Source organism: Saccharothrix tamanrassetensis (assembly GCF_014203665.1).
Taxonomy (GTDB): domain Bacteria; phylum Actinomycetota; class Actinomycetes; order Mycobacteriales; family Pseudonocardiaceae; genus Actinosynnema; species Actinosynnema tamanrassetense.
Map to the genome: position 1 here is coordinate 22,589 of NZ_JACHJN010000007.1, position 24,626 is coordinate 47,214.

Here is a 24,626-nt window from a genome sequence, read left to right on the forward strand (position 1 = left end):
ATGTCCGGATGTGGCCGGCGGTGATCTGCCCGGTGGGTTAGACCTGTGCCGTGACAACGTATTCGGCGGTCCGGACCACCGGCATCTACTGCCGGCCCGGCTGTGGGGCCAAGCCGTTGGCCGAGAACGTCCGCACGTTCGCGCTGCCCGCCGCCGCCGAGGCGGCCGGGTTCCGGGCGTGCCTGCGGTGCCGGCCCTACCGGGTGGCCGGGCCGATCGCGGTCGACGCCCCGGAGATGGTGTGCCGGGCCGTGCAGCTCGTCATCGCGGGCGCGTTGGACACCGGCACCGAAGCCGGGTTGGCGGCCCGGCTCGGGCTGTCCTCACGGCACCTGCGGCGGTTGTTCCACGACCACCTCGGCACCACGCCGGACCGGTTCGCCCGGTCACGCCGGGCGCACTTCGCCCGGCGGCTGCTGGACGACTCCGACCTGACCGTCGCCGAGGTGGCGTTCGCCTCGGGGTTCGGCAGCCTGCGGCAGTTCAACCGGACGATGACCGAGGTGTTCCGGGCCGCGCCGTCCGAGCTGCGGGAACGTCGGCGGCGCGCCGACCGGCTGGCGGCCGACGGCGGGTTGACCGTCCGACTGCCGTTCCAGGCCCCCTACGACTGGGACGCGATGGCGGCGTTCCTCGGTGCCCGTGCGGTGCCCGGCGTCGAGTCGGTGCGGGACTCGGTCTACCGGCGGACGATCAGCCTGGACGGCGACGCCGGGGTGCTGGAGGTGCGGCCCGGTGGTGACGACCACCTGCTGCTGCGCGCCCACCTGCCGTACTGGGAAGGCGTGATCCACGTCGTGGAACGCGCGGGGCGGATGGTCGGCGTCGACCTCGACGTGGCGCCGGCCGTCGAGCGGTTCCGCGCCGACCCGGTGCTGGGGCCGTTGGTCGCCGCACGACCCGGGGTGCGGGTGCCCGGCGCCTGGGGACCGTTCGAGATGGCGGTCGGGGTGGTCGCCGGGGACGCCGTGGGCGGACTGGTGCGGCGGTACGGGCAGCCGGTGCCCGGGTTGGGGTTCGGGCTGACGCACCTGTTCCCGGCCGCCGAGGTGTTGGCCACCGGGGACGTGCCCGAGGTGGTGCGCGAACTGGCCGCGCGGGTGGTGGCCGGGGAGGTGCTGCTCGACGGCGGGGACGACCTGTCGGTGGTGCCCGGCATCTCGGCCGACATGGCGGCGCGGATCGGGTTGCGTTCGGGCGACCGGGACGCGTTCCCCGCCGAGGACCCGCTCCTCCGCCGAGCCCTGGAGGCGCTCGGCCCGGCGGAGGGCGACTGGCAGCCGTGGCGCTCGCTCGCCGCCGCCCACCTGATCGCTAGCGGTCGAGGACCCGTGGGTCGGCGTGCAGGCGGTCGGTCAGCCGGACGGTGATGAACTCGTTGTCGTCCGGCTCGTTCGGGGTGCGGCTGGACGAGAACGGGAAGTTGTTGTCGTTCAGCACGGCCAGCGTCCGGTCGTCGAGGACCAGCACGCTCTCGACGGTCGGGAACGGGAAGCGGAACGGGTCGCCGAAGCCGCCCAGGCCACGCGGGTTCGCCAGCCGCAGCAGGTCGGCGACCAGGGTCTTGTCCAACTCGCCGTCACGGTCGCGGTCGCGCTTGTCGGCCAGGTGGATCTGCTTGACCTCGGCGTCGTCGCCCTGGCCGGCGTCGCGCTCGATCACCAGCAGGCGGTTGCGGTCGACCGCGACGGCCTCGCCGATGGCGTGCTCGGTCGAGTCCAGGCGGTAGGTCCAGCGGGTGTCGGTGAAGCGGCCGGCGGCGACGTCGAACTCGTACAGGCGCAGGGTGCCCGGCTCGTCCCCGGTGACCGTGCCTTCCAGCAGGGCGTTGAGGGTGCGGCCGTCTGGTGAGAGCGCCAGGCCCTCGAAACCCTTGCTGCCGCCCAGGTTCGGCGCGCCGGCGGGGTTGCCGGGCGCGAACACGCCGGGCAGCTGGACCGGTGCGGACAGCAGGCGGCCGGCGCGGTCGAAGTGCAGCAGGTACGGGCCGAACTCGTCGCCGACCCAGTACGAACCGTCCTCGAGCCGCACCATCGACTCCACGTCGAAGTCCGCGCCGGTCAGCACGCGGTCGGGGCGGGTCAGCGGGAACGGGACGTGGCGGTTCGGGTCGGTCAGGCCGATCCCGCCCAGCACGTCCACGCCGCCGGTCGCGAAGTCGGGGGCGATGCGGTGGATGCGCAGTGCGAAGTCCGCGCTGTTGGCCTTGCTGCCGTAACCGTTGTCGGACAACGCCTCGAACGTGCCGTCGTGGTTGCGCAGCACCGCGCTGAAGCCCTGCACCGGCTGGTCGGCGAACGGCGGCACGATCCCGTTGACCGGGGCCGTGCCCAACGCCGCGCCGGACGGCTCGCTCGCGGGCACGAACGTCTCGGCGGGTAACGCCGCGAACCGGGTCAGCGTCGCCTGGCCGAAGTCGCCCCGGCGGTCGGTCGGCGCGGCTTCGCCCGGCACGGCCGCGGCGGTCAATGCGAGCACGGACAGTCCGACGACCAGCTTTCTCCTCATGGCTTTCCGATCTCCCCGTGGCACGGCCCCACGGCACGCGCGGCGGAACGCAACGCTAGGCCTGCTCGGTGAACGCGGGGTGGACGCCGCCGGTGGAGGGTCGGCGGGTGGTCGGCGGTGACAGGCCGTCGCTCGGGTGGACCGCCATCAGCGGCTCGGGCGGCTGGTCGGAGTTGTCCGGACGAAACAGGCTGGTCACATCCGCGCACCAGGGTCCGGGAGCGTGCAGCCGATCGTGATCGCCGTCGCCCAGCCCCCGTGCGCGCCCTACGACGTCGCGGCCAACGCACTGGCCCACGCGGAGGCGGTCCGCGCGGCCGGTGCGCGGGTCGTCCTGTTCCCCGAGCTGTCGATCACCGGGTACCACTTCGACGCCGCGCCGGTCGCCCCGCCGATCCCCGGCTCGCCCCGCCGATCCCCGGCTCGCGCCGTTGGTCGACGCGTGCGCCGCCTCCGGGAGCACGGCGCTGGTGGGCGCGCCGGTCGACGGTCCGCACATCGCCCTGCTCGCGGTGGACGGGTCGGGTGTGGGAGTGGCCTACCGGAAGATGTGGCTGGGCGGCCCGGAGCCCGGGTGGTTCCGGGCCGGCGACGAGCCGGCGGTGCTGGAGGTCGACGGGTGGCGGTTCGGTCTGGCCGTCTGCAAGGACACCGGCGTGCCGCGGCACGCCGCGGACACCGCCGCCCTGGGGATCGACGCCTACCTCGCCGCGACGCTCAAGCCCCGCGACGAGTCCGACCTCCAGCACGAACGCGCCCGCCGCATCGCGATCGGGCACCGCGTGTGGGTGGCGGTGGCGAGCTTCGCGGGCTCGACCGGCGAGGGGTTCACCGAGGCGGCCGGGCGGTCGGCGGTGTGGACGCCCGACGGGGAGATCGCGGCCTGCGCCGGACCCGAGGTCGGTGCGGTGGCACGGGCCACGTTGGGCGTGTTCCCGAGGTGACCCACCGGCACGACGACCCGCCCCGACCGGCCGCCGGACGCGACCGCTAGCCGACGGTGAAGGTGCGGCTGGTGCCGGTGAACGGGCTGATCGCGCCGGTCCAGCCGCTCTTCCAGTCGCCGTGGTGCACGATCCGGTACGTGCCGGGAGGCGTGTCGGCGGGGACGGTCCAGGTGACGGTGGCCTCGGAGCCGGCGACGCCCCGGCGCTGCCAGCGGTAGCGGGTGGACCAGTCGCCGTCGTCGGCGTGGCGGCTCCAGGTGCCGTCGACCAGTCGCTGCACCTCCAGGAACGTCCCGTTGCGGTGCAGGTCGTTCTTCGGGTGCCCGGTCACGAACACGGCCGTCGCGGTCTCCCCGCGCCGGTACGCGGCAGCCGGCTGGGTGAGGACCTGGCCGAAGCCGTGCCACAGGGCCTTGTCGTCGAACACGACGCCGGTCTGGAGGTTCAGGTCGGTGAACGGGGGCCTGCCCGGCGTCGGGCCGGCGTCCGACGGGGTGCCGGCGCGCAGCGACGCGGCGAGCCTGCCGAACTCCTGCTGGTACGCGGGCGTGGTGTTGCGGCCGAACAGGGTGGAGCCGCCCTCGTACTGCTGGGCGTCGTACTCCTCCGGCGTGGTGACGTACTGGCTGTAGTCGTTGGCGTAGCCCTGGATCAGCACGTCGTCCGGCGACACGCCCAGTTCCGCCGCCACCGAGCGGCGGATGCGCAGGCCGGCCACGATCGTGACCTCGCCGGGTACCGCGACCAGGTGCAGCCGGCCGAGCTTGACGATCTGCAACGGCAACACGTCCGGGGTCGCCTGGACCAGGCCGGTCGGCACCAGCGACGCCTTGGGGTCCTGGCAGTCGCGCAGCCACTGCGGCACTTCGACGTCCAGCGGTTCGAGCAGGGTCTTGAGCGGGCTCCGCATCCCTTCCCGGAAGCCGGGGAGGGCCGGGCCGTCCTCCACGCTGCCCGCGATGGTGGACGCGCCGACCACCCCCGGGCAGGTGGTGCCGGGACGTCCGTCCGGGGTGTGGCGACCGTCGACGGCGACCGAACCCATGTCCACGAACCGCATCCGGTAGTCCACCGCGCCGGTCACCGGGATCTGCGGACCCGCGAACACCTGCTGTGCCTTGCGGTTCTGCCGTTCGCCGATGATCCGGGTGTTCTCCACCTCGTCCTCGGTGGGGCCGGAGCCGGGGCGCAGGTTCAGGTTGGGTGACATGTCGCCCGCATTGGTGTTGGGGAACGCCGCGACGAAGCCGGGCCGGTCGTCCAGGTAGCGCACGCCCGCGTCGTCGTGCTCCCACTGGTAGGACGCGTACCCCTTGTTGTCCGGGCTGATCAGGGTGTTCGCGTTGGTCATGGACGTGTTGTGGGTGGCGAACCACCGATGGCGCCGACGTCCCGGCTGCCCTGCTTGAACTTCAGCACGGTCATCGCCGGGTCGATCGCCTGCGGGAAGTGGCCCTTGTCCGGGTTGCGCTCGAACGCCACCCGCGACCGGTTGACGCTGGCGTCGGTCAGCTCACCCCGGCCCAGGGACAGCGATCCCGGCGCGAGGTCGTCGTGCGCCTCGACGATCGACTCGGTGATGCCGTCGGTGACCGCGTCCAGCGTCTGCTGCTGCATCCCGAGGATGGACAGGTTGTAAGCGAGGTTGTGCGAGTAGCCGCCGGGGCCCGCGTGCGTGTGGGTGGCGGACAGCAGGACGTTCTCGCGGGTGTACAGCGCGCCGTAGCGGGTGCGCAGCTTGTCCAGCACGGCTTCCTGCACGGCGCGGAAGATCATCGCCAGGTCGGCGTTGACGTAGGCGACCCGCTTGCCGGTCGAGCGGTCGACCACGACGTACGCGCGGGACCGCTGCCGCTGGTGGATGCCGGCGGTCTTCTGGTCGAACTTGGAGTAGCCCATCATGCCGTTCTCGGCGGCGGGGCCGGTGACGTCGGAGATGCCGCGGCCCACCAGGTACGGCTCGGGCGCGGCGGTCGCGACCGGCAGGCCGGAGAGCACCAAGAGGCCCGCCAGACAGGTCAGCACCCACGTCGACCGCATGAACGCCCCCAGATACGCGAATCCGATTCACTTTTGTCAGACGGTAGGTGATCGCGACCACAGGGGCAAGAGGTGTGCCGCCGGCGCGGACGTCGGCGCGGCGTACAGGTTTTTGTCCGTCACCTGACCGATGTCCCGGCCCGGACGGGGGTACATCGTGGGTGCGCACGCCGAACCAGCGCCCGACGCCCGCACGACGACGTGTGCGGCCTCCCAGGAAGGTGCCGCGCATGATCCAGCAGCAGCGCACGGGCCGGCAGTCGGCGGTCGGCCGGCAACCCGCGAACCGGTCACCGAGCCCGACTCGGCCGCCGTGCACGAGGCCGGTACCGCGACCGGTGTCGTGATGCCGGCTGTGACGGCGCGGACCTACGCCCTCGCGACGGGCACGGTCGCGGCGGGCACGAGCGGGTACGTCGTGGCGGCGGTGCTGGGTGGGATCGCCGCGCGGTTCGACGTGTCGATCGCGGTGGCGGGACAGGTGATCACGGTGTTCGCGCTGGCCTACGCGGTGGGCTCGCCGCTGCTGGCGGTGGCGACCGCCGGGGTGGAGCGCAGGCTGCTGCTGGTGGCCGCCCTGCTGGTCACCGCGCTGGGGAACCTCGGCTCGGCGGGCGCGTCCGACTTCGGACTGCTGCTCGCCACGCGGGTGGTCACGGCGTGCGGCGCGGCGTTGACCACTCCCGCGGCGACGGCCGTCGCCGCCTCCCTGCACCCGCCGGGCACGCGGGCGCGGGCGATGGCCGTCGTCACCGGGGGCTTGACCGCCGCCACCATGCTCGGCGTCCCCGCCGGGCGGGCCGTCGCGGAGTGGGGCGGGTACCGCGCGGCGTTCGTGCTGACCGCCGCGCTGTGCGTGGTCGCCGCGGTGGTGGTCAGGGTCGCGATCCCGGTCGTGGAACCGGGTCCGGCGGCCGGGCTGCGGCAGCGGGTGGAGGCGTTGGCCGATCCGCCGGTGCGGTGGCTGCTGGCCGTGTCGCTGCTGGCGTGCCTGGCGACGTTCAGCGTGTACGGCTACCTGGATCCGCTGTTGGCGGCCGGTTCCGCGCCGTGGCTGCTGCTGGCCTACGGGGTGGGGGCGGTGGTCGGGAACCTGCTCGGGGGCTGCGCGGCCGACCGGTACGGGCCGCGCGGACCGCTGTTGGTGGCGTTGGGCGGCTGCGCGGCCGTGCTGGCGCTGCTGGTGGCCGCCCTGGCGTCCCCCGTCGGTGCGGTGGCGGCGATGGCCGCGTGGGGCGTGCTGTTCTGGACGTTCAACCCACCGCTGATGGCCCTGCTGGTCGAGGTGCGCCCGGAGCGGGCCGGGGTGCTGCTGGCGCTCAACGCGTCGGCGATCTACCTCGGCATCGCGGGCGCGGGTGTGCTCGGCGGAGCGGTGGCGGGCGGTGTCTCCGTCCGGTTCGTGCCACTGGTCGGCGCGCTGCTCACGGTGTGCGCGCTGCTGGTGGCCGCCGGTGCGCCGGCACCGGTGAAAGACCCTCGGCAACCTGCCTGAGCGGCACCGGGGCGGTCACCGCCACCGGGTCGGTGCCGTGCGGAGTCGGCGCGCCGGTGGTGGCCGCCGGTGCGCCGACGGCGGCGGAACCGGGCCGCGCGGGTTAGGTTTCCCGGCATGGGTCAGTCGCCTGCGGTGGAACTGGAGGTCGGGGATCGCACCGTGCGGATCTCCAACCCGGATCGCGTCTACTTCCCGGCGCGCGGCGAGACCAAGCTCGACCTCGCCCGGTACTACCTGTCCGTCGGCGACGGCATCGTGCGGGCGCTGCGCGAACGGCCGTGCATGATGCACCGCTTCCCGTCCGGGGTCGGCGGCGAGAAGGTGCACCAGAAACGCCTGCCGGCCGGGGCTCCGCCGTGGGTGCGGACCGTCCGCGTGCACTTCCCCCGGTACGGGCGGCACGCCGACGAGCTGTGCGTGACCGACCTGGCGGACGTGGTCTGGGCGGTGCAGATGTCGACCGTGGAGTTCCACCCGTGGAACTCGCGGCGGGCGGACACGGAGAAGCCCGACGAGTGGCGGATCGACCTGGACCCGATGCCGGACTGCCCGTTCTCCCGGGTGCAGCGGGTGGCGGGGGTCGTGCGGGAGGTGCTGGACGACCTGGGCGCGGTCGGCTTCCCCAAGACGTCCGGCGGGCGAGGGCTGCACGTCTACGTGCGGATCAAGCCCGAGTGGGGGTTCACCGACGTGCGGCGGGCCGCACTGGCGTTCGCCCGGGAGGTGGAGCGGCGCGCACCGGACGACGTGACCACCGAGTGGTGGCGCCGGGACCGCGACCCGCGCAGTCTTTTCGTGGACTACAACCAGAACGCGCGCGACCACACCATCGCCGGCGCCTACTCGGTGCGCGGGGTGCCGGAGGCGACCGTGTCGACGCCCGTGAGGTGGGACGAGATCGACGCACTGGACCCGCGCGACTTCACCATCGCCACCGTGCCCGCGCGGTACGCCGAACTCGGTGACCTGCACGCCGGCATCGACGACGCGGTGTTCTCCCTGGAACCGCTGCTGGAGTGGGCCGACCGGGACGGCGCGGAACTGCCCGACGACTGACCCGGCCACCCACTGCCCTACCCCGCTGTCCTCCACCCGCCGTCCGCTGACCGGGTTGCGGCGGTCGGCAAGGGCGGCCGGGTGCGCCATGATGGGTCCAGGGGGTGACACATGGGGGAATTCACCGGTGACGAGGCCCGTGCACTGGCCGCGAGCCTGCGCCACCTGATCCGGCTGACCGCCACCGTGGTCGACGAGGACGGGCGGTCCGCGCCGCTGATCGCCAAGGTCACCGGCCACCTCGGCGGCGAGCTCGGCACCGTGCTGTCCGTGGTGACCAGGTTCGAGCCGTGGGAGCACGTCAACCTGCAACGCGGGGTGGACGCCTACCTCGCCGAGCACACGCCGGACGCGGAGTGGTTCGGCATCAGCGGCTCGCACCGGGGCCACGAGGACATGCTGTCCATGCTGGTCTCGGCGCGGCAGCAGCAGATGTACGACCTGGGCGCGGCCGACTACACCACGACCGCGGTCGGGCCGGACGAGAGCGCCGAGGTCGTCCAGCTCGGCCTGGTCGCCACCCGCGCGCCGGACGGCACGCCGGTCGTGGTCGGGGTGCGCGGCGCGGCCGCGGAGTACGGGCAGCCCACGTGCCGGCTGGAGGTGCTCGCGACGGACCGGGCCACCGCCCGCGCGGTGGGCGGCGAGGTCGAACGGCTGATGCGGCGGCACGACGTGTTCCGCCGCCAGGTGCTGTCGTTCGGCATCAGCGAGCACCGGGGCAACGAGCTGGTCAGCTTCCAGCCCCGGCCGGTGCTCGACGCGAGCGCCGTGGTGCTGCCCGACGGGCTGCTCGACTCGATCGAGCGGCACGTGGTGGGCGTCGCCGAGCACTCCGAGCGGCTGCTCGCGGCGGGCCAGCACCTCAAGCGCGGCCTGCTGCTGCACGGCCCGCCGGGCACCGGCAAAACACACACCGTGCGGTACCTGATGAGCCGGATGACCGAGTGCACGGTGATCCTGCTGACCGGTCCGGCGATGCGGCTGATCAGCCAGGCAGCGGCACTGGCCCGGCGGCTCCAGCCGTCCATGCTGGTGGTCGAGGACGTGGACCTGGTCGCGATGGACCGGGGCTACTCCCCCGGCGGCGCGAACCCGCTGCTGTTCGCGTTGCTGGAGGCGATGGACGGGGTCGGCGCGGACGCGGACGTGACGTTCGTGCTCACCACCAACCGCGCCGACGACCTGGAACGCGCACTCGCCGACCGGCCCGGCCGGGTCGACCTGGCGGTGGAGGTGCCGCGCCCGGACGCCGAGGGCCGGCGGCGGCTGCTGGAGCTGTACGGCCGGGGCGTGGACCTGCGCGCCGACCTCGACCCCGTGGTCGCGGCGACGGAAGGCGTGACGGCGTCGTTCATCAAGGAGCTGCTGCGCCGGGCCGTGTTGGACGCGGTGCGTGCCGACGACACCGCCGTGCCGGTGATCGGGGACGAACTGGCCGCGCTGGCCCGGGAGATGACCGACGAACGCCGGTCGCTGACCAGCGTGCTGCTGGGCGGCAAGCCCGGCCCGGCGGGTCAGCCGCCGCACGGCGCGGTGGCCCAGCCGGGTCTGGCCGACCGGATCGCGGTGGCCAAGGAGGTGCGGTAGCCCGAGCGGGGCCGGGTGCGCCCGCCGGTCCGGTCGCACCCGGATTACCTCATCCGGCCCACGGCAACGTGAACAATGTTCGGACAGACTTCGTGTCATGAGCGATCCAGCCCTCGCCGCGGTGCCCTCCCACGAGCTGTTCTCACCGGAGGTCGCCGCCGACCCGCACCCGCTGCTGCACCGCCTGCGCGCCGAGAGCCCGCTGACCTGGGTGCCACCGCTCGACGGCCACCTGCTCACCCGGCACGCGGACATCGTCGCGGCGCTCAAGGACCGCCGACTGACCACCGCCAACCTCGGCCAGGGCCTGGACCGGCTGAGCCAGGCCGAACGGGACGAGCTGGCGCCCCTCCTCAAGTCCATCAGGCTGTGGATGGGCCACACCGACGACGACGACCACGTGCGGTTCCAGCAGCTGCTCAAGCGCTACTTCACGCCCGCCACGGTGGACACGCTGCGACCGCGCGTCCGGCAGCTGACCCACGAACTGCTGGACGCGGTGGCCGGCCGGGGGCGCATGGACGTCGTCAAGGACCTGGCGTACCCGTTGCCCGCCAACGTGATCGCCGAGATGCTCGGGATGCCGACCAGCGAGCGCGAGCAGCTCCAGGCGTGGTCGCGGGACATCACGGCGGTGTTCGCGCCCGCCGACTTCGAACGGCTGGTGCGCAGCCGGGACAGCGTCCTGGAGATGCAGGATTACCTGCGGGGCCTGGTGGCGCAGCGGCGCGCCGAACCGCGCGAGGACCTGCTGAGCATGTTCGTGGCCGCCGAGCGGGAAGGCGTGGTCGACGAGGACGAGATCGTCGCCAACTGCGTGCTGCTGCTGTTCGCCGGGCACGAGACGACGGCGAACCTGATCGCCAACGGCCTGGTGCTGCTGTTCGACAACCCGGAGCAGCTCGCGCTGCTCAAGTCCCGGCGTGAGCTGATGCCCACCGCCGTGGAGGAGATGCTGCGGCTGGACGGCCCGGCGGGGGTCGTCGTGCGGGTCACCGCGGAGCCGGCCGAGGTGGCGGGACGGCAGCTGCCGGTCGGACAGGTGGTCTACCTCGCGATGCTCGCGGGCAACCGGGATCCGGAGGTGTTCGCCGACCCGGACGCGTTCGACATCACGCGCAAGCCCAACCGGCACACCGCGTTCGGGCTCGGGGCGTTCTACTGCCTGGGCGCGGCGCTGGCCCGGATGGAGACCGACGAGTGCTTCAACGTGCTGCTGGACCGCCTGCCCGACATCAGGCCCGCGTACGACGCGCCGGACCGCGTGTCGACGTCGCCGCTGAACCGCCGACTGGCCACGCTGGAAGTCGCGTTCCGGCCGACCACCGGGGACGATCACCCGGCCAGGTGAACCGGCTCAAGTCTCCCCGTGGGCACGCCGATGGAGCACCGTGTCCACGGGGGGCGGACGTCGAGACCTGTCGATCCGAGCCGGCCCCGCGAGTCCCAGGCCGGCAAGGAGTACCGACAGATGTTTCTGCGCGAGCGGATCGCCGCGATCGTGGACAGCAGGCGCTTCCAGCAGCTGATCATCGGCGTGATCGTGGTCAACGCGGTCGCGCTGGGCTGCGAGACCTCGCCCGCGCTGGTCGCCGAGTACGGCGGCCTGCTCGACGCGCTGGACCACGTCGCGCTGACGATCTTCGTCGTCGAGCTCGCCGCCCGGCTCTACGCCCACCGGCTGGGCTTCTTCCGCGACCCGTGGAACTGCTTCGACCTCGTCGTGGTCGGCATCTCGCTGCTGCCCGCCGCCGGACCGCTGTCCGTGGTCCGGTCGCTGCGCATCCTGCGCGCCCTGCGCCTGGTCGCGATGGTGCCCAGCATGCGCCGCGTGGTGACCGCCCTGGTGAAGTCGATCCCCGGGCTGCTGTCGCTGTCCGGGCTGCTCATGCTGCTGCTCTACGTCGGTGGCGTGGTGGCGATCAACCTGTTCCGGCCCAGCGGCGACGCCCGGTTCGAGGACCTCGGCTCGACCATCCTGACCCTGTTCCAGATCACCACCGGCGACAGCTGGTCGGAGGTGATGCGGGACCTGATGGTGGCGCAGCCGCTGGCCTGGATCTTCTTCGTGGTCTACCTGCTGGTGGGCACGTTCACCATGCTCAACCTGTTCATCGCGGTGGTGTGCAGCGCGATGGAGTCCGAGATGCCCGACCGGCCGTCGTCGGACCAGCTGGTGCTGGCCGAACTCCAGGCGCTGCGCGACGAGGTGCGCACCCTGTCCGCCGACCGCCTCCGGCCCGTCGGGTCAGCCGACCGCGGCAGCACGAACTGACGCCCGGTGCGCGCTCGGCGCGACGCCCCGCAGGCGCTTGAACGCCACGCTGAGCGCGAACGTGTTGGCGTAGCCCACTTCCCGGGCGATCGCGCCCACCGTCCGGTCGGTGCGGGCCAGCCGGTCGGCGGCCAGCTCGACCCGCCAGCCAGCCAGGTAGGTCATCGGCGGCTCCCCCGTCTCCGCGGTGAACCGCCGGGCCAACCCGGCCCGTGACACGCCGCACCGGGCCGCCAGCCCGGCCACCGTCCACGGGTGGGCCGGGTTCTCGTGCAGCAGTTCCAGCGCCCGACCCACGACCGGGTCGGCGGTGGCCCGGTACCAGGTCGGCGCGTCGGTGCGGTCGAACCAGGCGCGCAGCGCGGACACCAGGACCAGGTCGAGCAACCGGTCGAGCACCACCCGACCGCCCGGCCGGTCCGCGGCGACCTCGGCCGCCACCGCGTCCAGCAGCGGGGTGGGGCAGTCCGCGTCCGACACCACCAGCACCTCGGGCAGCGCTTTCAGCAGCCGTTCCCCCACCGCCCCCTCGAACGCGCCGCTGACCAGCACCGCCGGGCCGTCGTCCGCGTTCCACCCGCAATACGCGTCGCGGCCGACCACCCTGGTCAACGAGGCCGGTCGCGGACCGTCGGCCAGGGTGAACGGCTGCCGTCCCCGGACCACCGCGAGGTCACCCGCGCGGACCGGCGTCGGCGTGCCACCGTGCGGGGTGATCCACGCCTCGCCACGCAGCACCGCGCCGACCGTCAGCGGAGCCCGTGCGGCGAACCGGAGCGACCACGGGGAGCGGAGAGCCGCCCGGCTGAACACCGCGCCCCGTGCCCGGACACCGTCGAGCAGATCGGCCAGAACGTCCACACCGGTCAGGTTAGACGCACAGACATCGGATCGAGCGGTCAGGCCATCGACCGTCTCACCTTCATCGCCTTGACTGGTCCCTGTGACCCATAACCCGATTCTCGTCCTCGGCGGCACCGGCAAGGTCGGCCGCCGCGTCGTCTCCCGCCTGCACGCGCTCCGGGCACCGGTACGCGTGCCGACCCGGAGCGGACCCGTCCGGTTCGACTGGACCGACGACACGACCTGGGCGCCCGTGCTCGACGGCGCCCGGGCCGTGTTCGTCGTGGCGTTGGACGGCCACCTGTTCACCGGGCCGTTCGTGGCACGGGCACGCGAACTGGGTGTCGAACGCGTCGTGCTGCTGTCCGGACGCGGCGTGGACGTGCCCGGCTACGTGCCACCGGGCAGCCCCCTGGGCGCCACCCACATCGCGGGCGAGGCGGCCGTGCGGGCGCTGGACGTCGACTGGACGATCCTGCGGCCGGGCTGGTTCGCCCAGAACTTCTCCGAGGGCTTCTTCCGGGACGCGGTGCGGGCGGGCGAACTGCGGCTCCCGGCGGGCGACGGCGCGGTGAGCTACGTGGACGCCGACGACATCGCCGACGTGGCCGCCGCCGCCCTCACCGGACCGGGCCACGCCGGGCAGACCTACGAGCTGTCCGGCCCCCGAGCCCTGACCATGGCCGAAGTCGCCGCCGGGATCACCGCCGCGACCGGCCGCCGGATCCGTTACGTGGCCCTGACTCCCGAGGAGTTCATCGCCGAACTCGTCGCGTCCGGCTGGTCGCCCGCCGACGCCCGCGACTACGACACCGTGATCGCCCCGATCCGCGACGACCTGGACAGCCACATCTCCGACGGCGTCCACCGGGCGCTGGGTCGTCCTGCCCGCGACTTCGCCGCCTTCGCGTCGGCCGCCACGTGGCCGGAGCCCGGAGGAGAGTGACCGCGTGCCGCGTTCGGGACCGTTGTCCGTCGCCCGGCCGTGACTACAGGTCGTCCTCGCCCCAGTAGTCGTCCTCGACGTCACCGGTGCGCCACAACGTGATCCGGCACTCGTCGGGCGTGCTGACCAGGTGTCCGGTGTAGACACCGGGGCCGCCGGGCGCGAGCAGGTCGCCGTGCTGGCCGGTCGGTGCGCCGAACACCAGGTGCCCGGAGGGGCACTCCAGTTCGAACATGGCCGGCTCGACCGGAGTGGTGGTGATCGTGACGGTCAGCGTGACCGGTTCGAGGTCCTGGGCGCAGGTGACGAACAGTTCGTAGCCCGTGGAGGCGTACCCGTCGCGGTTGGCCGCCCCGATCGCCTCCGCACCGCCCACATCGGCGTCGTTGTCCACGTCCCGCAACCTGATCATCCGGTAGAAGGGGATGAGGACGAGTTGTGCTGTGCTCACGCAGGAACCCTAGTCGGGCGCCGCCCGGTCAGCAGCCGACTTGCAAGGGTGCTTGCCGCTTCGGCAAGCTGAGCGGGTGGACTTGGACGACGTGCTCAAGGCGGTCGGGCCCCGGTTGCGGGCCATCCGGCGGCAACGCGGGGTGACGCTGGCCGACTTGGCCGCCGCCACCGGTATCTCGGAGAGCACGCTGTCCCGGCTGGAGAGCGGCCGACGCCGGGCGAACCTGGAACTCCTGCTGCCCCTCGCCCGAGCGCACGGCGTGCCGCTGGACGAACTCGTCGGCGCGCCCGACACCGGCGACCCGCGCGTCCACCTGCGGCCCGTCCGGCGCAACGGCCGCACGATCATCCCGCTGACCCGGCGCGCGGGCGGGCTCCAAGCGTACAAGATGATCATCCCCGGCGCGGACCCGGCGGTGAGCCCGGAGCTGCGCGTCCACGAGGGCTACGAATGGCTCTACGTGCTGGACGGCAGGCTGCGGTTGCGGCTGGGAGAGCAGGACCTCGTCCTCAAGCCGGGCGAGGCCGCCGAGTTCGACACCCACATCCCGCACTGGTTCGACGCGGCGGACCGCAAGCCGGTCGAGCTGCTGTCGCTGTTCGGTCAGCAGGGCGAACGCGCCCACATCCGGGCCCGCACCAAGTAGCCGCCGCACCGACCCGCACCGGGCGACCACCGCCGCGAAGAGCCGCCGCACCGGGCATCCGGTGCGGCGGCCGGTCAGGGCGGTGAGGGGCTACCGGCGTCGGATCCGCAGCACGTTGTCGATCCGGCGACCGGTCTGCCCCTCGGGACCGGTCAGCTCCCGATCCACCAGTTCCTGCACCTCGACTTCCCAGCGGTCGTCCAGCCGCAGCGACGACAGCACCTCCTCCGTGGTGGGGAAGTGGACCTCGGCCGGCGGCTCGGTCATCCACGTCGGCCACCCCGCGTGCCCGACGATCAGCAGCACCCCACCGGCCGCCACCGACCCGACGGCACGCCGCAGCACCGCCTCCCGTTCCCCGTCCAACGCGACCGGGGAGTGCAGGAACTGCGCCGACACCAGGTCGAACGTCCCCCCGGGGAACGACTGCGCGAGGTCGTGCCGCTCCCACCTGATCAGGTCCGCGACCCCGGCGTCCGCCGCGTGCGCCGCCGCCCGTCGCAGCGCCGTGGCGGACACGTCCGTGCCGACCACCCGCCAGCCGCGCTGCGCGAGCCACACGGCGTCGCCGCCTTCCGCGCACCCCAGGTCCAACGCCGTGCCCGGGGTGAGCGTCGAAGCCTCACGCACCAGCAACGGATTGGGCCGCCCGCTCCATACCTGGTCTCGCTCCAGGTAGAAGCCCTCCCAGAACTGCTCAGCCGTCGTCATGTCCCGACCATGCACCAGGCCCATCGAGCCGGGCGAGTTTTCTTGCCGTTCCGGCAACCTCGAGAGTGCCGGCCACCGGGAGGCGGACCACGTCCGCGCGACGGTCGACGGGTCGGGCACCGACCGCCTTCAGGGACGCGGCGTGAGGACCGCGACCTCGGTGACCCGGTGCAGGAACTCCGGGGTCGCCGCGCCCTCCACGTTCTCCGCCTCGGCGACCACGACCGTCCGGTCGAGCAGCTCCGAGTCGTAGTGGTGGGCGGTGAACGTGATGTCGTCCATCAGCAGCAGCGAGGCGGACAACGGCGTGATGTCCCCGGTGCCGTGGATGTCCTCGACCCGCTTGAACTCCGTGGCGACGTCCCGCGCGCCGAACTCGACCCAGGCCACGGACACCGCCACGACCGAGCCCTTGTCGTCGGTCAGGGTGAACAGCATCCGGCTCAGCGACGTGCACGGCGCGGCGGCCAACAGGTCGCGCACCTGCCCGAACGAGTTCGCCACGCAGTCCCGGTCGTCACGGGTGACCCGGTCCACGACCCGCAGCCCCAGGCCTTTCCACGCACCGTCGTCGGGCTGCCCGAGCTCGCCGGCACCCACCGCCACCGCGCCCGCCAGCGCGGCAGCAGCGAAGACACCTCCGGCACCCACGACAGCGCTCCTCCCGATCGGTGACACCACTGCGTTTCCCGATCAGCGGCGGGCCCAAACCGACCGTAGTCCAGCGCACGACCACCCGAGTGATCAGCGGATGACGAGTCCGGGTGTCGCCTTCGCCGATACCGCACCGCGGGTCATCCCCAAGTGAGGGGATCCAGGTGGAGGTAGAACCGTTGCCGGTCGGTGTCGAGCGTGATGCCGTAGTCGCGGGCGAAGGCGTCGTCGGCGGCGATCGCCTGGTGCTCGTCGTCCCACGTTTCGCGCGCGTTGGCGAGCAGCAGGGCGATGTCGGCGTACCGGTCGGCCCGGCCGAGGCGTCCGAGGTCGATGAAACCCGCGAAGTCGAGCGTGTCCGGGTCGAGCACGATGTTGGGCAGGCAGAGGTCGCCGTGGCAGACGACGGTGTCGGCGGCTTCCTGCTCCAGGCGGCGACCGACCTGCCCGGCGAGCCGTGCGAGCAGCTCGGCGGGCGGCGTCTGCCGCTGCTCGACCGGCAGGAACTCCGGGTCGACCGCACCGCGCGCGACGACGTCCCGCGCGAGGGCGAACATCCGCGCCAGGTCACGGGTGAACGGGCAGTCCTGCGCGGGCAGCGCGTGCAACCCGCGCACCGCCTCGGCGATGGACGGCCACGCCTGCCGGAGCGCCTCGGCCGACACGCTGTCGGCAGGCACCCCGCGAACGGCGCTGGTCACCAGGCACGCGCCGGCGGCGTCGGCGACCCAGTCGAGCACCACGGGGCCCGGGATGTCGCCGGCACCGAGCCAGTCGACCCGTTCCCGCTCCTGTGCCAGGAGGTCCTGGTGCCCGGCGGGCACGCACTTGGCGTACCGCGAGCCGTCGGCACTGCGAAACACACGAGCGCCGGACTCCCCGCTCGTGACGGCCTCCCACCCGCCGGGCTGATGCCGGGCGAGCAGGGACTCCCACTCACGATCCGATGAGCCGCGCACGAAGATCATCCTAACCGGCGGGCTACCCGCCCTCCGACGGGTCCGCGCGCCCGGTGAGCGCTATGCGGCCAACTCGGCCACGTCCTCGGCGCACCCCCAGGACAACGTCACACCGGCGCCCCCGTGCCCGTAACAGCTGATCACCGCACGTCCACCGAGCACCACCCGATCCAGCCGCACCGACGGTCGTACCGGGCGCAGCCCCACCGCCCGGGACAGCACGGCGGCGTTCCGCAGCTCCGGCACCAACTCCCCGGCACGGGCCAGGACCCCGCGTTCGACGGAGGCATCGGGCGTGAGGTCGCGGGCACCCTCGTCCGCCGTGCCGCCGCACACCACATCCCCGCCACGGGGGATCACGTAGGCCATCCCGCCGGGGTTGTCGTCGTCCACCACCCACCGCGTCAGCCCGGGGTTGGCCAGCCGCACCACCTGCCCGCGCACCGGCTCCAGCGTGCCGTCGCCGGTCAGGTCCCCGGAACGCAGCCCGGCGGCCACCACGACGGTCGGCTGCGGCACCGCGTCCAGGCTTTCCACCGTCGAGTGCCGGAACGCCACACCCACCCGCGAACAGCACGCCGCGAGCCACTCCAGGTACACCGGCATGTCGACCACCGGCAGCGAGCACACCACCCCGGACACGACGCCGTCCGGCAGCTCCCCCACCTCCGCCGGGCGGTGGTCGGGCACGGCGGCGGTCCACGACAGGTCCGGCGCGGCCGACCGGTGCAGCACGATCCCCTCCCGCCAGTAGACCCCGTTCCCGTCGGCCGCGGCCAGCTCGCGGAACCGGGACAGCGACACCTGCCCCCACCGCAGCACCAGGTCGACCGGCGCGGCCCGGTAGGGGAACCACAACCCGCCGGCCACCGCCGACACCGTCTCCGACGGCCGTCGATCGGCCAGCACCGCCACCCGGTGCCCGGCCTCGGCGAGCCGCAACGCGCACGTCAACCCGATCACGCCGGCACCGACCACCGCCACATCGCCCATGCACCGGTCCTACCAGGGGCGCGCGCGGCAGGTTCCGCCGAACGTCGGGTTGTGACGCCACCGGACCGCCTGCTTCCATGGCAGTTCCGATAGATCACTTCTGGCGGCGCAAACCGGCGGCACACCCGTCGGGGGCCAGTGAGCGAGAACCCCGGAGGTTCGTGCGCTGCCCTGGAGAACCCTTCTCCGACCACGTGGCACAGCCCACCGCGACCCTGACGACGCGGTGGGCCGGCGGACCTCGCCGAGAAAACGACCATTGGCGGATCCCTGCGCAAGCGTCCGCCGAGAAGGAGTCGGGACCATGATTCGTCGGCTTTCACGACTGCTCGCCGTCGGTGCGGCGATAGCCCTCACCGCGTCCTCGCTGACCGGCGCGGCGGCCGCGGCACCGGCCGAAGAGGTGTGCGCGGTCAAGTCCAAGCCCGCCGGCAAGGTGCTGCACGGCTACTGGGAGAACTGGGACGGCGCGAAGAACGGCGTGCACCCGCCGCTGGGCTGGATCCCCATCACCGACCAGCGCATCCGGGACAACGGCTACAACGTGATCAACGCCGCGTTCCCGGTGATCCGCTCCGACGGCACGGTGCTGTGGGAGGACGGGATGGACGCGACGGTCAAGGTCGCCACCCCGGCCGAGATGTGCGCGGCCAAGGCGGCGGGCCTGACCATCCTGATGTCGATCGGCGGCGCGACCGCGGGCATCGACCTGAACTCCTCGGCGGTGGCGGACCGGTTCGTCGAGACGGTGGTGCCGATCCTGCAGAAGTACAACTTCGACGGCATCGACATCGACGTGGAGACCGGCCTGGTGGGCGGCGGCAACATCAACACGCTGTCCGCGTCGCAGGCGAACCTGATCCGGATCATCGACGGCGTGCTGGCGAAGATGCCGTCGAACTTCGGCCTCACCATGGCCCCGGAGACCGCGTACGTGACCGGCGGCAGCGTGACGTACGGCTCGATCTGGGGCGCGTACCTGCCGATCATCAAGAAGTACGCCGACAACGGCCGGCTGTGGTGGCTGAACATGCAGTACTACAACGGCAACATGTACGGCTGCAAGGGCGACTCGTACTCGGCCGGCACCGTGCAGGGCTTCACCGCCCAGACGAACTGCCTGGACAAGGGCCTGGTCATCCAGGGCACGACGATCAGGGTGCCGTTCGACAAGCAGGTCCCGGGTCTGCCGGCGCAGCCCGGCGCGGGCGGCGGCTACATGTCCACCGGTCTGGTCTCGCAGGCCTGGAACACCTACAGCGGCAAGCTGAAGGGCCTGATGACCTGGTCGATCAACTGGGACGGCTCCAAGGGCTGGACGTTCGGCCGGAACGTGAAGTCGTTGCAGGGCAGGTGAGGCGATTCCCCTGACGGCGCAACGGGATCGGCCGTTCGGGCGCGTTAGCGGGCGGGCTCCTCCGGGGTAGACCACGGGTACCACCACCCCGGAGGAGCCCGATGCGCGCCTTGGCCGTGCTGATCGCCGTCCTGCTGTCGGGCTCTGTCTTCTTGTCGGGCTGCGCCTCGCTGCCGGCGGCGACCGACCCGGGCAGCGCGAGCGACCGCGTCCCGCCCGGCACCGCGGACTCGGCGACCGCCCGCACCCGGCTCGGCGCGTTGACGGTGGCCGAACCGGGTTCGCTCGACGGGTACGTCCGGGACTGCGACGAGGGCGCGGCGTGCGTCTTCGGGCAGCCCTGGTCCGACGTGGACGGTGACGGCTGCGACCAGCGCAGCCAGGTGCTGGCCCGCGACCTGGCGAACGTGGTGCGCAAGGAAGGCCGTTGCGGGGTGAAGGAGGGCACGCTCCACGACCCGTACACCGGCGACACCGTGACCAGCGTGTCCAAGATCCAGATCGACCACGTGGTGCCGTTGGCGGAGATGTGGCGCAGCGGTGCCGCCGGCTGGACCCGGGAGCAGCGCACCGCCGCCGCCAACGACCTGCGCAACCTCGTCGCGGTGCAGGGCAGGATCAACCAGTCGAAGGGTGACAAGACGCCGGACGAGTGGATGCCGCCCAACGCCGGCTACGGCTGCGCGTACGCCCGCATCTACGTGGGTGTCAAAGCCGAGTACGCGTTGACCGTCACGGCCGTCGAACGCGCCGCCCTGGAACGCACCCTGGCGCCGTGCCAGTAGCCAGGGCGTCCTCCGTACCGCACAGGTCGGTCCGCCGGATGTGGGCCACCTCACCGAAAACGGGCGTCGACACGTGTTCCGGGACACACGCGGCTGGTGGTTTTCGTCACTACTCCCCGACTCCAACCGGCTTCGCGTGCACGCAGGGCCAAATGGCGGACGCTCGGGCACAAAAGTGGTCGGACCATTCGGACGTATGCTGGGTGCGACCAACCCTGCCTTGGTCAGGAGGCGCTGAACCATGACCAACCACCGCAACCTGCTGATCGCCGGCGAAGACGTGCCCGCGACCGGAGGCCGCACCGTCGACGACGTCAACCCGTTCACCGGCGAGGTGTTCGCGACCGTCGCCGCCGCCACCCCCGAGGACGTGACGAAAGCGGTCGACGCCGCGGACGCCGCGTTCCCCGGCTGGGCCGCGCTGAGCCCGTTCGCCCGCCGCAAGATCCTGCTGGACGCGGCGGACCTGCTCGACGCCCGCAAGGAGCAGGCGGTCGAGCTGATGGCGGGCGAGGTGGGCGGCACCACGCGGTGGGCCGCGTTCAACGTCTTCCTCGCCGCGAACATCCTGCGCGAGGCCGCCGCGTCGGTCACCGCCCCGCGCGGTGAGGTGCTGGCCGCGCAGGAGGAGGGCGCGCTGGGGCTCGCGGTGCGGGAACCGCTCGGCGTGGTGGCGGCGTTCGCGCCGTGGAACGCGCCGCTGATCCTCGGCACCCGTGCGTTCGCCGCGCCGATCGCGGCGGGCAACACGGTGGTGCTCAAGCCCAGCGAGGAGGCCCCGCTGGCGTCCGGCCTGTTCCTGGCCGACGTGCTGCGCGAGGCCGGCCTGCCCGCAGGGGTGCTCAACGTCGTGACGAACGACCCGCAGGACGCCGCGGCCGTCGCCGAGAGCCTGATCGCCGACCCGCGGGTCCGGGTGGTCAACTTCACCGGCTCCACCGAGGTCGGCCGGATCATCGGCACGCACGCCGCCCGCCACCTCAAGCCCGCCGTGCTCGAACTCGGCGGCAAGAACGCGATCATCGTGCTGGACGACGCCGACCTCGACCACGCGGTGGACGCGGCGGCGTTCGGCGTGTTCATGAACTCCGGCCAGATCTGCATGTCCGGTGACCGGGTCCTGGTGCACGAGAAGGTCGCCGACGAGTTCACCGCCCGCTTCGTCGCCAAGGTCGCGGCCCTGCCGCACGGCGACCCCACCGACCCGGACACCGTGATCGGCCCGCTGGTCAGCACCCGGTCCGCCGAGCGGGTCGCCGCGCTGGTGCGCGACGCGCGCGCCAAGGGCGCGACCGTGCTGACCGGCGGCGACGGGCCGGACGGCGCGCTGCACCCGGCGACCGTGCTCAGCGGGATCACGCCGGACATGGACCTGCACTACGGCGAGGCGTTCGGACCGGTCTGCGTGCTGGAGACGTTCTCCTCCGACGACGAGGCCGTGGCCCGTGCCAACGACACCGACCACGGTCTGACGTGCGGCATCCTGACCGAGAACGGCACCAGGGGGTTGACCCTGGCCCGCCGCATCCGGACCGGCATCGTGCACGTCAACGACCAGTCGGTGGGCGACGAGCCGCAGGCCCCGTTCGGCGGCGTGAAGTCCAGCGGCTACGGCAGGTTCGGCGGTCGCTGGGGTGTCGAGGCGTTCACCACGACCCGCTGGATCACGCTCGCCACCGCCCACGCGCACTACCCGTTCTGACCGGGGTCGCGCACCCGGGCAGGGCCGGGGACCGGTAGAGGGAGTTCGGGAACAGGCGCCGACGGCCGGGCCGACCAAGGGGAACCGCCGCTCGTGGAACACCGGGACGAGCGGCGGGTACCCCGGTCGACGCCCGTCCGGCCGGCGCCTTCCTGGTCAGCACCCTTCCAGACCGGGACCGTCCCGCCGGCGTCCGGTCCGGAAGGACCGGCGGGCACGCGGATCGGCGGTGCCACCCGCCGTGGCGGTGCCATTCCACCGAGGCGGTGCTATTCGCCGAGCTTGGCCACGAAGTCCTGCTCCACCATCGGCGCCATGGAGATCATGAAGCTGCCGCTGATGTGGTTGTCGTCGCGGTAGACCCACACGTTGCCGATGACCGGCGGGCACTTGTCGTCGTCGCAGAAGTAGCCGGTGAAGTCCGAGAAGGACACGTTGGACGGCAGGTCGGCGATGTCCTCGTACGGCGGCTTGGCGTGGTACAGGTCCGAACGCGCCGGGCTGCACCGGGCGACGCTCATGCTGTTGGCCACCATGCACTCCGACGGGCGGACCTCGAAGCGCGGGTTGTCCCGGACGGCGATCACCCTGATGCCGTCGGGTTCGAGGTTGCGCCACTGCCGCACGAAACCACTCGGCGTGTACTCGGTGAGGCCGGGGCGGATGTCCCTGGTGCCGTTGGCGATCACCGCGTCCGGCCGCAGTTCCCTGATCCGCTCCAGCGCCCAGGCGTTCCACTGCACGCACGGCTGGAAGTCCGCGATCGCGTCGGAGTCCACCGAGAACGGGCAGCCGCCCCGCAGGATGGTGGTGACCTCCCACTGCCGACGCTCGGCGACCACGGCGAGCGCGGGCAGGTACTGGTGCATGTGCGAGTCGCCGACCAGCACGACCCGCTTCTTCGGCTGCGCCGGGCCGGCCAGCGTGCACACGCGCAGCTCCTCGTCGCTCTGGTCGAGCAGGCACTCGCGGTCCGGCGGCTTGCCGACGTCGTCGTTGAGGGCCACCAGCGGCGGGACGTACTCGGCGTCCGGCGAGCCCCAGTACTCGAAGCCCGGTGTGCGGGCCAGCGCGCCGGGGTGGTCGGGGTCGTCCAGCTTGATCGCGTAGGAGGACGCCTTCCGCGTGCTCGTGTACTGCCACACCCCGGCGCCCACCAGCACGGGCACCAGCAGCAGCACACCGAACCGGTAGGCACCCCACGGCTTGGCCACGCCGATGGCCGACCCGCGGACCGGCTTCTCCACGAGGTGGTAGGTCGCCACGGACAGCAGCACGGACAGGGCGATGACGAACGCGCCGTCCACGAGCCCCAGCTCGCGTTGGCCGCGCGCGACGAGGAACAGCACCAGCACCGGCCAGTGCCACAGGTAGAGCGAGTAGCTCAGGTCGCCCACGTACCGCATGAACGGGGTGCCGAGCAGCCGGTCGGCACCCGCCCCGCTGCCGGTGGTGCCCGCCACGATCACGGCCGCGCCGCACAGCGTCGGCCACAGCGCGAGCCAGCCCGGGAACACCGTGCCGACCTGGAGCACCAGGCCGCACGCGACCAGCCCGGCGATACCCGCCCAGCCGAGCACGACCCGTGCCGCGCGGGGCAGCACGACGGTGTCCACGACCAGGGCGAGCAGGCCGCCGAGCGCGAACTCCCAGGCCCTGGTGAGCGAGTGGAAGTAGGCCAGCGGCTGGTCGACCGAGGTGAGCGCGATCGAGAAGACCAGCGACTCGACGAACACGGCGACCAGCAGCCAGTGCACGATCCGCCGCGCGCCCCACCCGGTGACGCGGGCGAGGAACAGGGCCAGTGCCGCCATGAGGGGCCAGACGACGAAGAACTGGCCCTGGATGGACAGCGACCAGAAGTGCTGGACGACGCTGGCCGAGTTGTGCTGGGCGAAGTAGTCCGCCGAGTCCGCCGCGAGCTGCCAGTTCTCCAGGTAGAGGGCGGCGGCGACGATCTCCCGGATGGTCTGGAACCACCGGCTGCCGGGCAGCGCCACCACGGACACCGCCATCACCACGAGCAGCACGGTGAGCGCCGCCGGGAACAGCCGTTTGACCATCCGGCCCCACAGCGGGACGAAGGCGATGCGCCCCTTGGCGGTGGCCCGCACGAGTTGACCGGTGACCAGGAAGCCGGAGATCACGAAGAACACGTCGACGCCGCCGGACACCCGGCCGAGCCACACGTGGTAGACGACGACCAGGGTGACCGCGACGGCCCGCAGGCCCTGGATCTCGGGTCGGAACCGGGGTGCCGGGCCGGTCGGCGACGCCGCGGGGGTGGCGCCGGTCGTGGTGTCCTCCCGCGAGGACCGGGCAAGGGTCAAGATCGGCTCCGCCATGCTGTTCGCTCGCGTCGCCGATCCGGTGTTTCGGGACGCCCCCCGGATGTCACTCGGTCGAGCGACGTCCCAGGGACAATACCTGAGACAAGTAACGACAAGTCACCAGACGTCCCACCTTTCCTCATGACGTGGTGCCGGCGTCGGTGATGCCCGTCACCCGTGGTCGACTTCCGGCGCGGTGGAGAACACCTTCGTTCGACGCGTCGGGCCCACGTGCGGCGGGCAACGGGGTCCGTCGGGTCACTGCTGGTCGGCGGCACGGGATGCTCCGCGGGTCGGGGGCGGTTCCGCCGAAATCGTAGGTCGACCTGCGC

Annotated in this window: 21 protein-coding genes and 2 pseudogenes; 13 read left to right on the forward strand and 10 right to left on the reverse strand. The window is 72.6% G+C overall.

Translation table 11 applies throughout. The features are described 5' to 3' along the window. Nucleotides 1–50: 50 nt before the first annotated feature. Nucleotides 51–1,370 carry an AlkA N-terminal domain-containing protein gene (locus tag FHS29_RS22230; RefSeq protein ID WP_184693448.1) on the forward strand — a complete coding sequence of 440 codons (1,320 nt, stop codon included), beginning with the start codon at nt 51–53 and terminating at the stop codon, nt 1,368–1,370. Here the strand turns inward: FHS29_RS22230 and FHS29_RS22235 are convergent. After that, a complete protein-coding gene (locus tag FHS29_RS22235) occupies nt 1,315–2,508 on the reverse strand; it encodes an esterase-like activity of phytase family protein (RefSeq protein ID WP_184693450.1) in 1,194 nt (397 codons plus the stop codon). The genes FHS29_RS22230 and FHS29_RS22235 overlap by 56 nt on opposite strands. A gap of 55 nt (nt 2,509–2,563) precedes the next feature. Next, entirely contained in the window at nt 2,564–2,707 is a 144-nt protein-coding gene (locus FHS29_RS22240) for a hypothetical protein (RefSeq protein ID WP_184693452.1), read from the reverse strand. Between the two features lie 36 nt (nt 2,708–2,743). On the opposite strand from FHS29_RS22240, the pseudogene FHS29_RS38500 reads away from it, so the two are divergent. Further along, nucleotides 2,744–2,887, forward strand: a pseudogene (locus FHS29_RS38500) (nitrilase-related carbon-nitrogen hydrolase); the annotation flags it as partial. A gap of 52 nt (nt 2,888–2,939) precedes the next feature. After that, nucleotides 2,940–3,452, forward strand: coding sequence for a carbon-nitrogen hydrolase family protein (locus tag FHS29_RS22245; RefSeq protein ID WP_221456482.1), 513 nt, complete (start codon nt 2,940–2,942; stop codon nt 3,450–3,452). A 46-nt stretch (nt 3,453–3,498) separates the two neighbouring features. Here the strand turns inward: FHS29_RS22245 and FHS29_RS22250 are convergent. Beyond that, nucleotides 3,499–5,495: pseudogene (locus tag FHS29_RS22250) on the reverse strand (neutral/alkaline ceramidase). Between the two features lie 346 nt (nt 5,496–5,841). Between FHS29_RS22250 and FHS29_RS22255 the strand changes: the two are divergent. The 5 genes from FHS29_RS22255 (at nt 5,842) to FHS29_RS22275 (ending at nt 11,914) form a co-directional block, all read left to right on the forward strand. After that, complete coding sequence (locus tag FHS29_RS22255; RefSeq protein WP_184693454.1) at nt 5,842–6,990, forward strand: MFS transporter; 1,149 nt, start codon at nt 5,842–5,844, stop codon at nt 6,988–6,990. A gap of 117 nt (nt 6,991–7,107) precedes the next feature. Then, nucleotides 7,108–8,049 (forward strand): non-homologous end-joining DNA ligase, encoded by a 942-nt coding sequence (gene ligD / locus FHS29_RS22260; RefSeq protein ID WP_184693456.1) that lies wholly within the window; start codon nt 7,108–7,110, stop codon nt 8,047–8,049. A 111-nt stretch (nt 8,050–8,160) separates the two neighbouring features. Beyond that, a complete protein-coding gene (locus FHS29_RS22265; RefSeq protein WP_184693458.1) occupies nt 8,161–9,639 on the forward strand; it encodes an AAA family ATPase in 1,479 nt (492 codons plus the stop codon). Between the two features lie 97 nt (nt 9,640–9,736). Beyond that, nucleotides 9,737–10,990 carry a cytochrome P450 gene (locus FHS29_RS22270; protein WP_184693460.1) on the forward strand — a complete coding sequence of 418 codons (1,254 nt, stop codon included), beginning with the start codon at nt 9,737–9,739 and terminating at the stop codon, nt 10,988–10,990. A 120-nt stretch (nt 10,991–11,110) separates the two neighbouring features. Next, complete coding sequence (locus tag FHS29_RS22275; RefSeq protein ID WP_184693462.1) at nt 11,111–11,914, forward strand: ion transporter; 804 nt, start codon at nt 11,111–11,113, stop codon at nt 11,912–11,914. Here FHS29_RS22275 and FHS29_RS22280 read toward each other — a convergent pair. Beyond that, nucleotides 11,888–12,775 carry an AraC family transcriptional regulator gene (locus FHS29_RS22280; protein ID WP_184693464.1) on the reverse strand — a complete coding sequence of 296 codons (888 nt, stop codon included), beginning with the start codon at nt 12,773–12,775 and terminating at the stop codon, nt 11,888–11,890. The two genes, FHS29_RS22275 and FHS29_RS22280, sit on opposite strands and share 27 nt — an antisense overlap. A gap of 82 nt (nt 12,776–12,857) precedes the next feature. Between FHS29_RS22280 and FHS29_RS22285 the strand changes: the two genes are divergently transcribed. After that, complete coding sequence (locus tag FHS29_RS22285; protein ID WP_184693466.1) at nt 12,858–13,703, forward strand: NAD(P)H-binding protein; 846 nt, start codon at nt 12,858–12,860, stop codon at nt 13,701–13,703. A 43-nt stretch (nt 13,704–13,746) separates the two neighbouring features. Here the strand turns inward: FHS29_RS22285 and FHS29_RS22290 are convergent, their stop codons facing one another. Then, on the reverse strand, nt 13,747–14,154 hold the full coding sequence (locus tag FHS29_RS22290) for a hypothetical protein (protein ID WP_184693468.1): 408 nt from the start codon (nt 14,152–14,154) through the stop codon (nt 13,747–13,749). Nucleotides 14,155–14,230: 76 nt separating this feature from the next. On the opposite strand from FHS29_RS22290, the gene FHS29_RS22295 reads away from it, so the two are divergent. Beyond that, the gene (locus tag FHS29_RS22295) at nt 14,231–14,803 is read left to right on the forward strand and encodes a helix-turn-helix domain-containing protein (protein ID WP_312865043.1); all 573 of its coding nucleotides are present in this window, start codon (nt 14,231–14,233) and stop codon (nt 14,801–14,803) included. Between the two features lie 90 nt (nt 14,804–14,893). Here FHS29_RS22295 and FHS29_RS22300 read toward each other — a convergent pair whose 3' ends face one another. From FHS29_RS22300 to FHS29_RS22315, 4 genes are all read right to left on the reverse strand, one after another. Continuing rightward, nucleotides 14,894–15,514, reverse strand: a complete 621-nt coding sequence (locus tag FHS29_RS22300; protein WP_184693470.1) for a class I SAM-dependent methyltransferase — start codon at nt 15,512–15,514, stop codon at nt 14,894–14,896. A 129-nt stretch (nt 15,515–15,643) separates the two neighbouring features. Then, nucleotides 15,644–16,165 carry a hypothetical protein gene (locus FHS29_RS22305; protein ID WP_184693472.1) on the reverse strand — a complete coding sequence of 174 codons (522 nt, stop codon included), beginning with the start codon at nt 16,163–16,165 and terminating at the stop codon, nt 15,644–15,646. A gap of 143 nt (nt 16,166–16,308) precedes the next feature. Next, nucleotides 16,309–17,127: an APH(3'') family aminoglycoside O-phosphotransferase gene (locus FHS29_RS22310; RefSeq protein WP_312865044.1), complete on the reverse strand. Its 819-nt coding sequence runs from the start codon at nt 17,125–17,127 to the stop codon at nt 16,309–16,311. A 60-nt stretch (nt 17,128–17,187) separates the two neighbouring features. Beyond that, nucleotides 17,188–18,120 (reverse strand): FAD-dependent oxidoreductase, encoded by a 933-nt coding sequence (locus FHS29_RS22315; RefSeq protein ID WP_184693476.1) that lies wholly within the window; start codon nt 18,118–18,120, stop codon nt 17,188–17,190. A gap of 304 nt (nt 18,121–18,424) precedes the next feature. Between FHS29_RS22315 and FHS29_RS22320 the strand changes: the two genes are divergently transcribed. The 3 genes from FHS29_RS22320 to FHS29_RS22330 all read left to right on the forward strand — a co-directional run bounded on the left by FHS29_RS22320 (nt 18,425) and on the right by FHS29_RS22330 (nt 21,964). Beyond that, nucleotides 18,425–19,477 carry a chitinase gene (locus tag FHS29_RS22320; RefSeq protein WP_221456483.1) on the forward strand — a complete coding sequence of 351 codons (1,053 nt, stop codon included), beginning with the start codon at nt 18,425–18,427 and terminating at the stop codon, nt 19,475–19,477. Nucleotides 19,478–19,578: 101 nt separating this feature from the next. After that, nucleotides 19,579–20,262 carry an HNH endonuclease family protein gene (locus tag FHS29_RS22325; RefSeq protein ID WP_184693478.1) on the forward strand — a complete coding sequence of 228 codons (684 nt, stop codon included), beginning with the start codon at nt 19,579–19,581 and terminating at the stop codon, nt 20,260–20,262. A 241-nt stretch (nt 20,263–20,503) separates the two neighbouring features. Beyond that, a complete protein-coding gene (locus FHS29_RS22330; protein ID WP_184693481.1) occupies nt 20,504–21,964 on the forward strand; it encodes an aldehyde dehydrogenase family protein in 1,461 nt (486 codons plus the stop codon). A gap of 269 nt (nt 21,965–22,233) precedes the next feature. On the opposite strand, the gene FHS29_RS22335 is transcribed toward FHS29_RS22330, so the two are convergent. Further along, on the reverse strand, nt 22,234–24,309 hold the full coding sequence (locus FHS29_RS22335; protein ID WP_184693484.1) for an acyltransferase family protein: 2,076 nt from the start codon (nt 24,307–24,309) through the stop codon (nt 22,234–22,236). Nucleotides 24,310–24,626 lie beyond the last annotated feature (317 nt).

Excerpts from the sequence above, each read along its gene's own strand:
- FHS29_RS22235 (WP_184693450.1), bottom strand. The coding sequence starts at position 2,508 with ATGAGGAGAAAGCTGGTCGTCGGACTGTCCGTGCTCGCATTGACCGCC.
- FHS29_RS22255 (WP_184693454.1), top strand. The coding sequence starts at position 5,842 with ATGCCGGCTGTGACGGCGCGGACCTACGCCCTCGCGACGGGCACGGTC.
- ligD (WP_184693456.1), top strand. The coding sequence starts at position 7,108 with ATGGGTCAGTCGCCTGCGGTGGAACTGGAGGTCGGGGATCGCACCGTG.
- FHS29_RS22265 (WP_184693458.1), top strand. The coding sequence starts at position 8,161 with ATGGGGGAATTCACCGGTGACGAGGCCCGTGCACTGGCCGCGAGCCTG.
- FHS29_RS22270 (WP_184693460.1), top strand. The coding sequence starts at position 9,737 with ATGAGCGATCCAGCCCTCGCCGCGGTGCCCTCCCACGAGCTGTTCTCA.
- FHS29_RS22275 (WP_184693462.1), top strand. The coding sequence starts at position 11,111 with ATGTTTCTGCGCGAGCGGATCGCCGCGATCGTGGACAGCAGGCGCTTC.
- FHS29_RS22300 (WP_184693470.1), bottom strand. The coding sequence starts at position 15,514 with ATGACGACGGCTGAGCAGTTCTGGGAGGGCTTCTACCTGGAGCGAGAC.
- FHS29_RS22315 (WP_184693476.1), bottom strand. The coding sequence starts at position 18,120 with ATGGGCGATGTGGCGGTGGTCGGTGCCGGCGTGATCGGGTTGACGTGC.
- FHS29_RS22320 (WP_221456483.1), top strand. The coding sequence starts at position 18,425 with ATGATTCGTCGGCTTTCACGACTGCTCGCCGTCGGTGCGGCGATAGCC.
- FHS29_RS22325 (WP_184693478.1), top strand. The coding sequence starts at position 19,579 with ATGCGCGCCTTGGCCGTGCTGATCGCCGTCCTGCTGTCGGGCTCTGTC.
- FHS29_RS22330 (WP_184693481.1), top strand. The coding sequence starts at position 20,504 with ATGACCAACCACCGCAACCTGCTGATCGCCGGCGAAGACGTGCCCGCG.
- FHS29_RS22335 (WP_184693484.1), bottom strand. The coding sequence starts at position 24,309 with ATGGCGGAGCCGATCTTGACCCTTGCCCGGTCCTCGCGGGAGGACACC.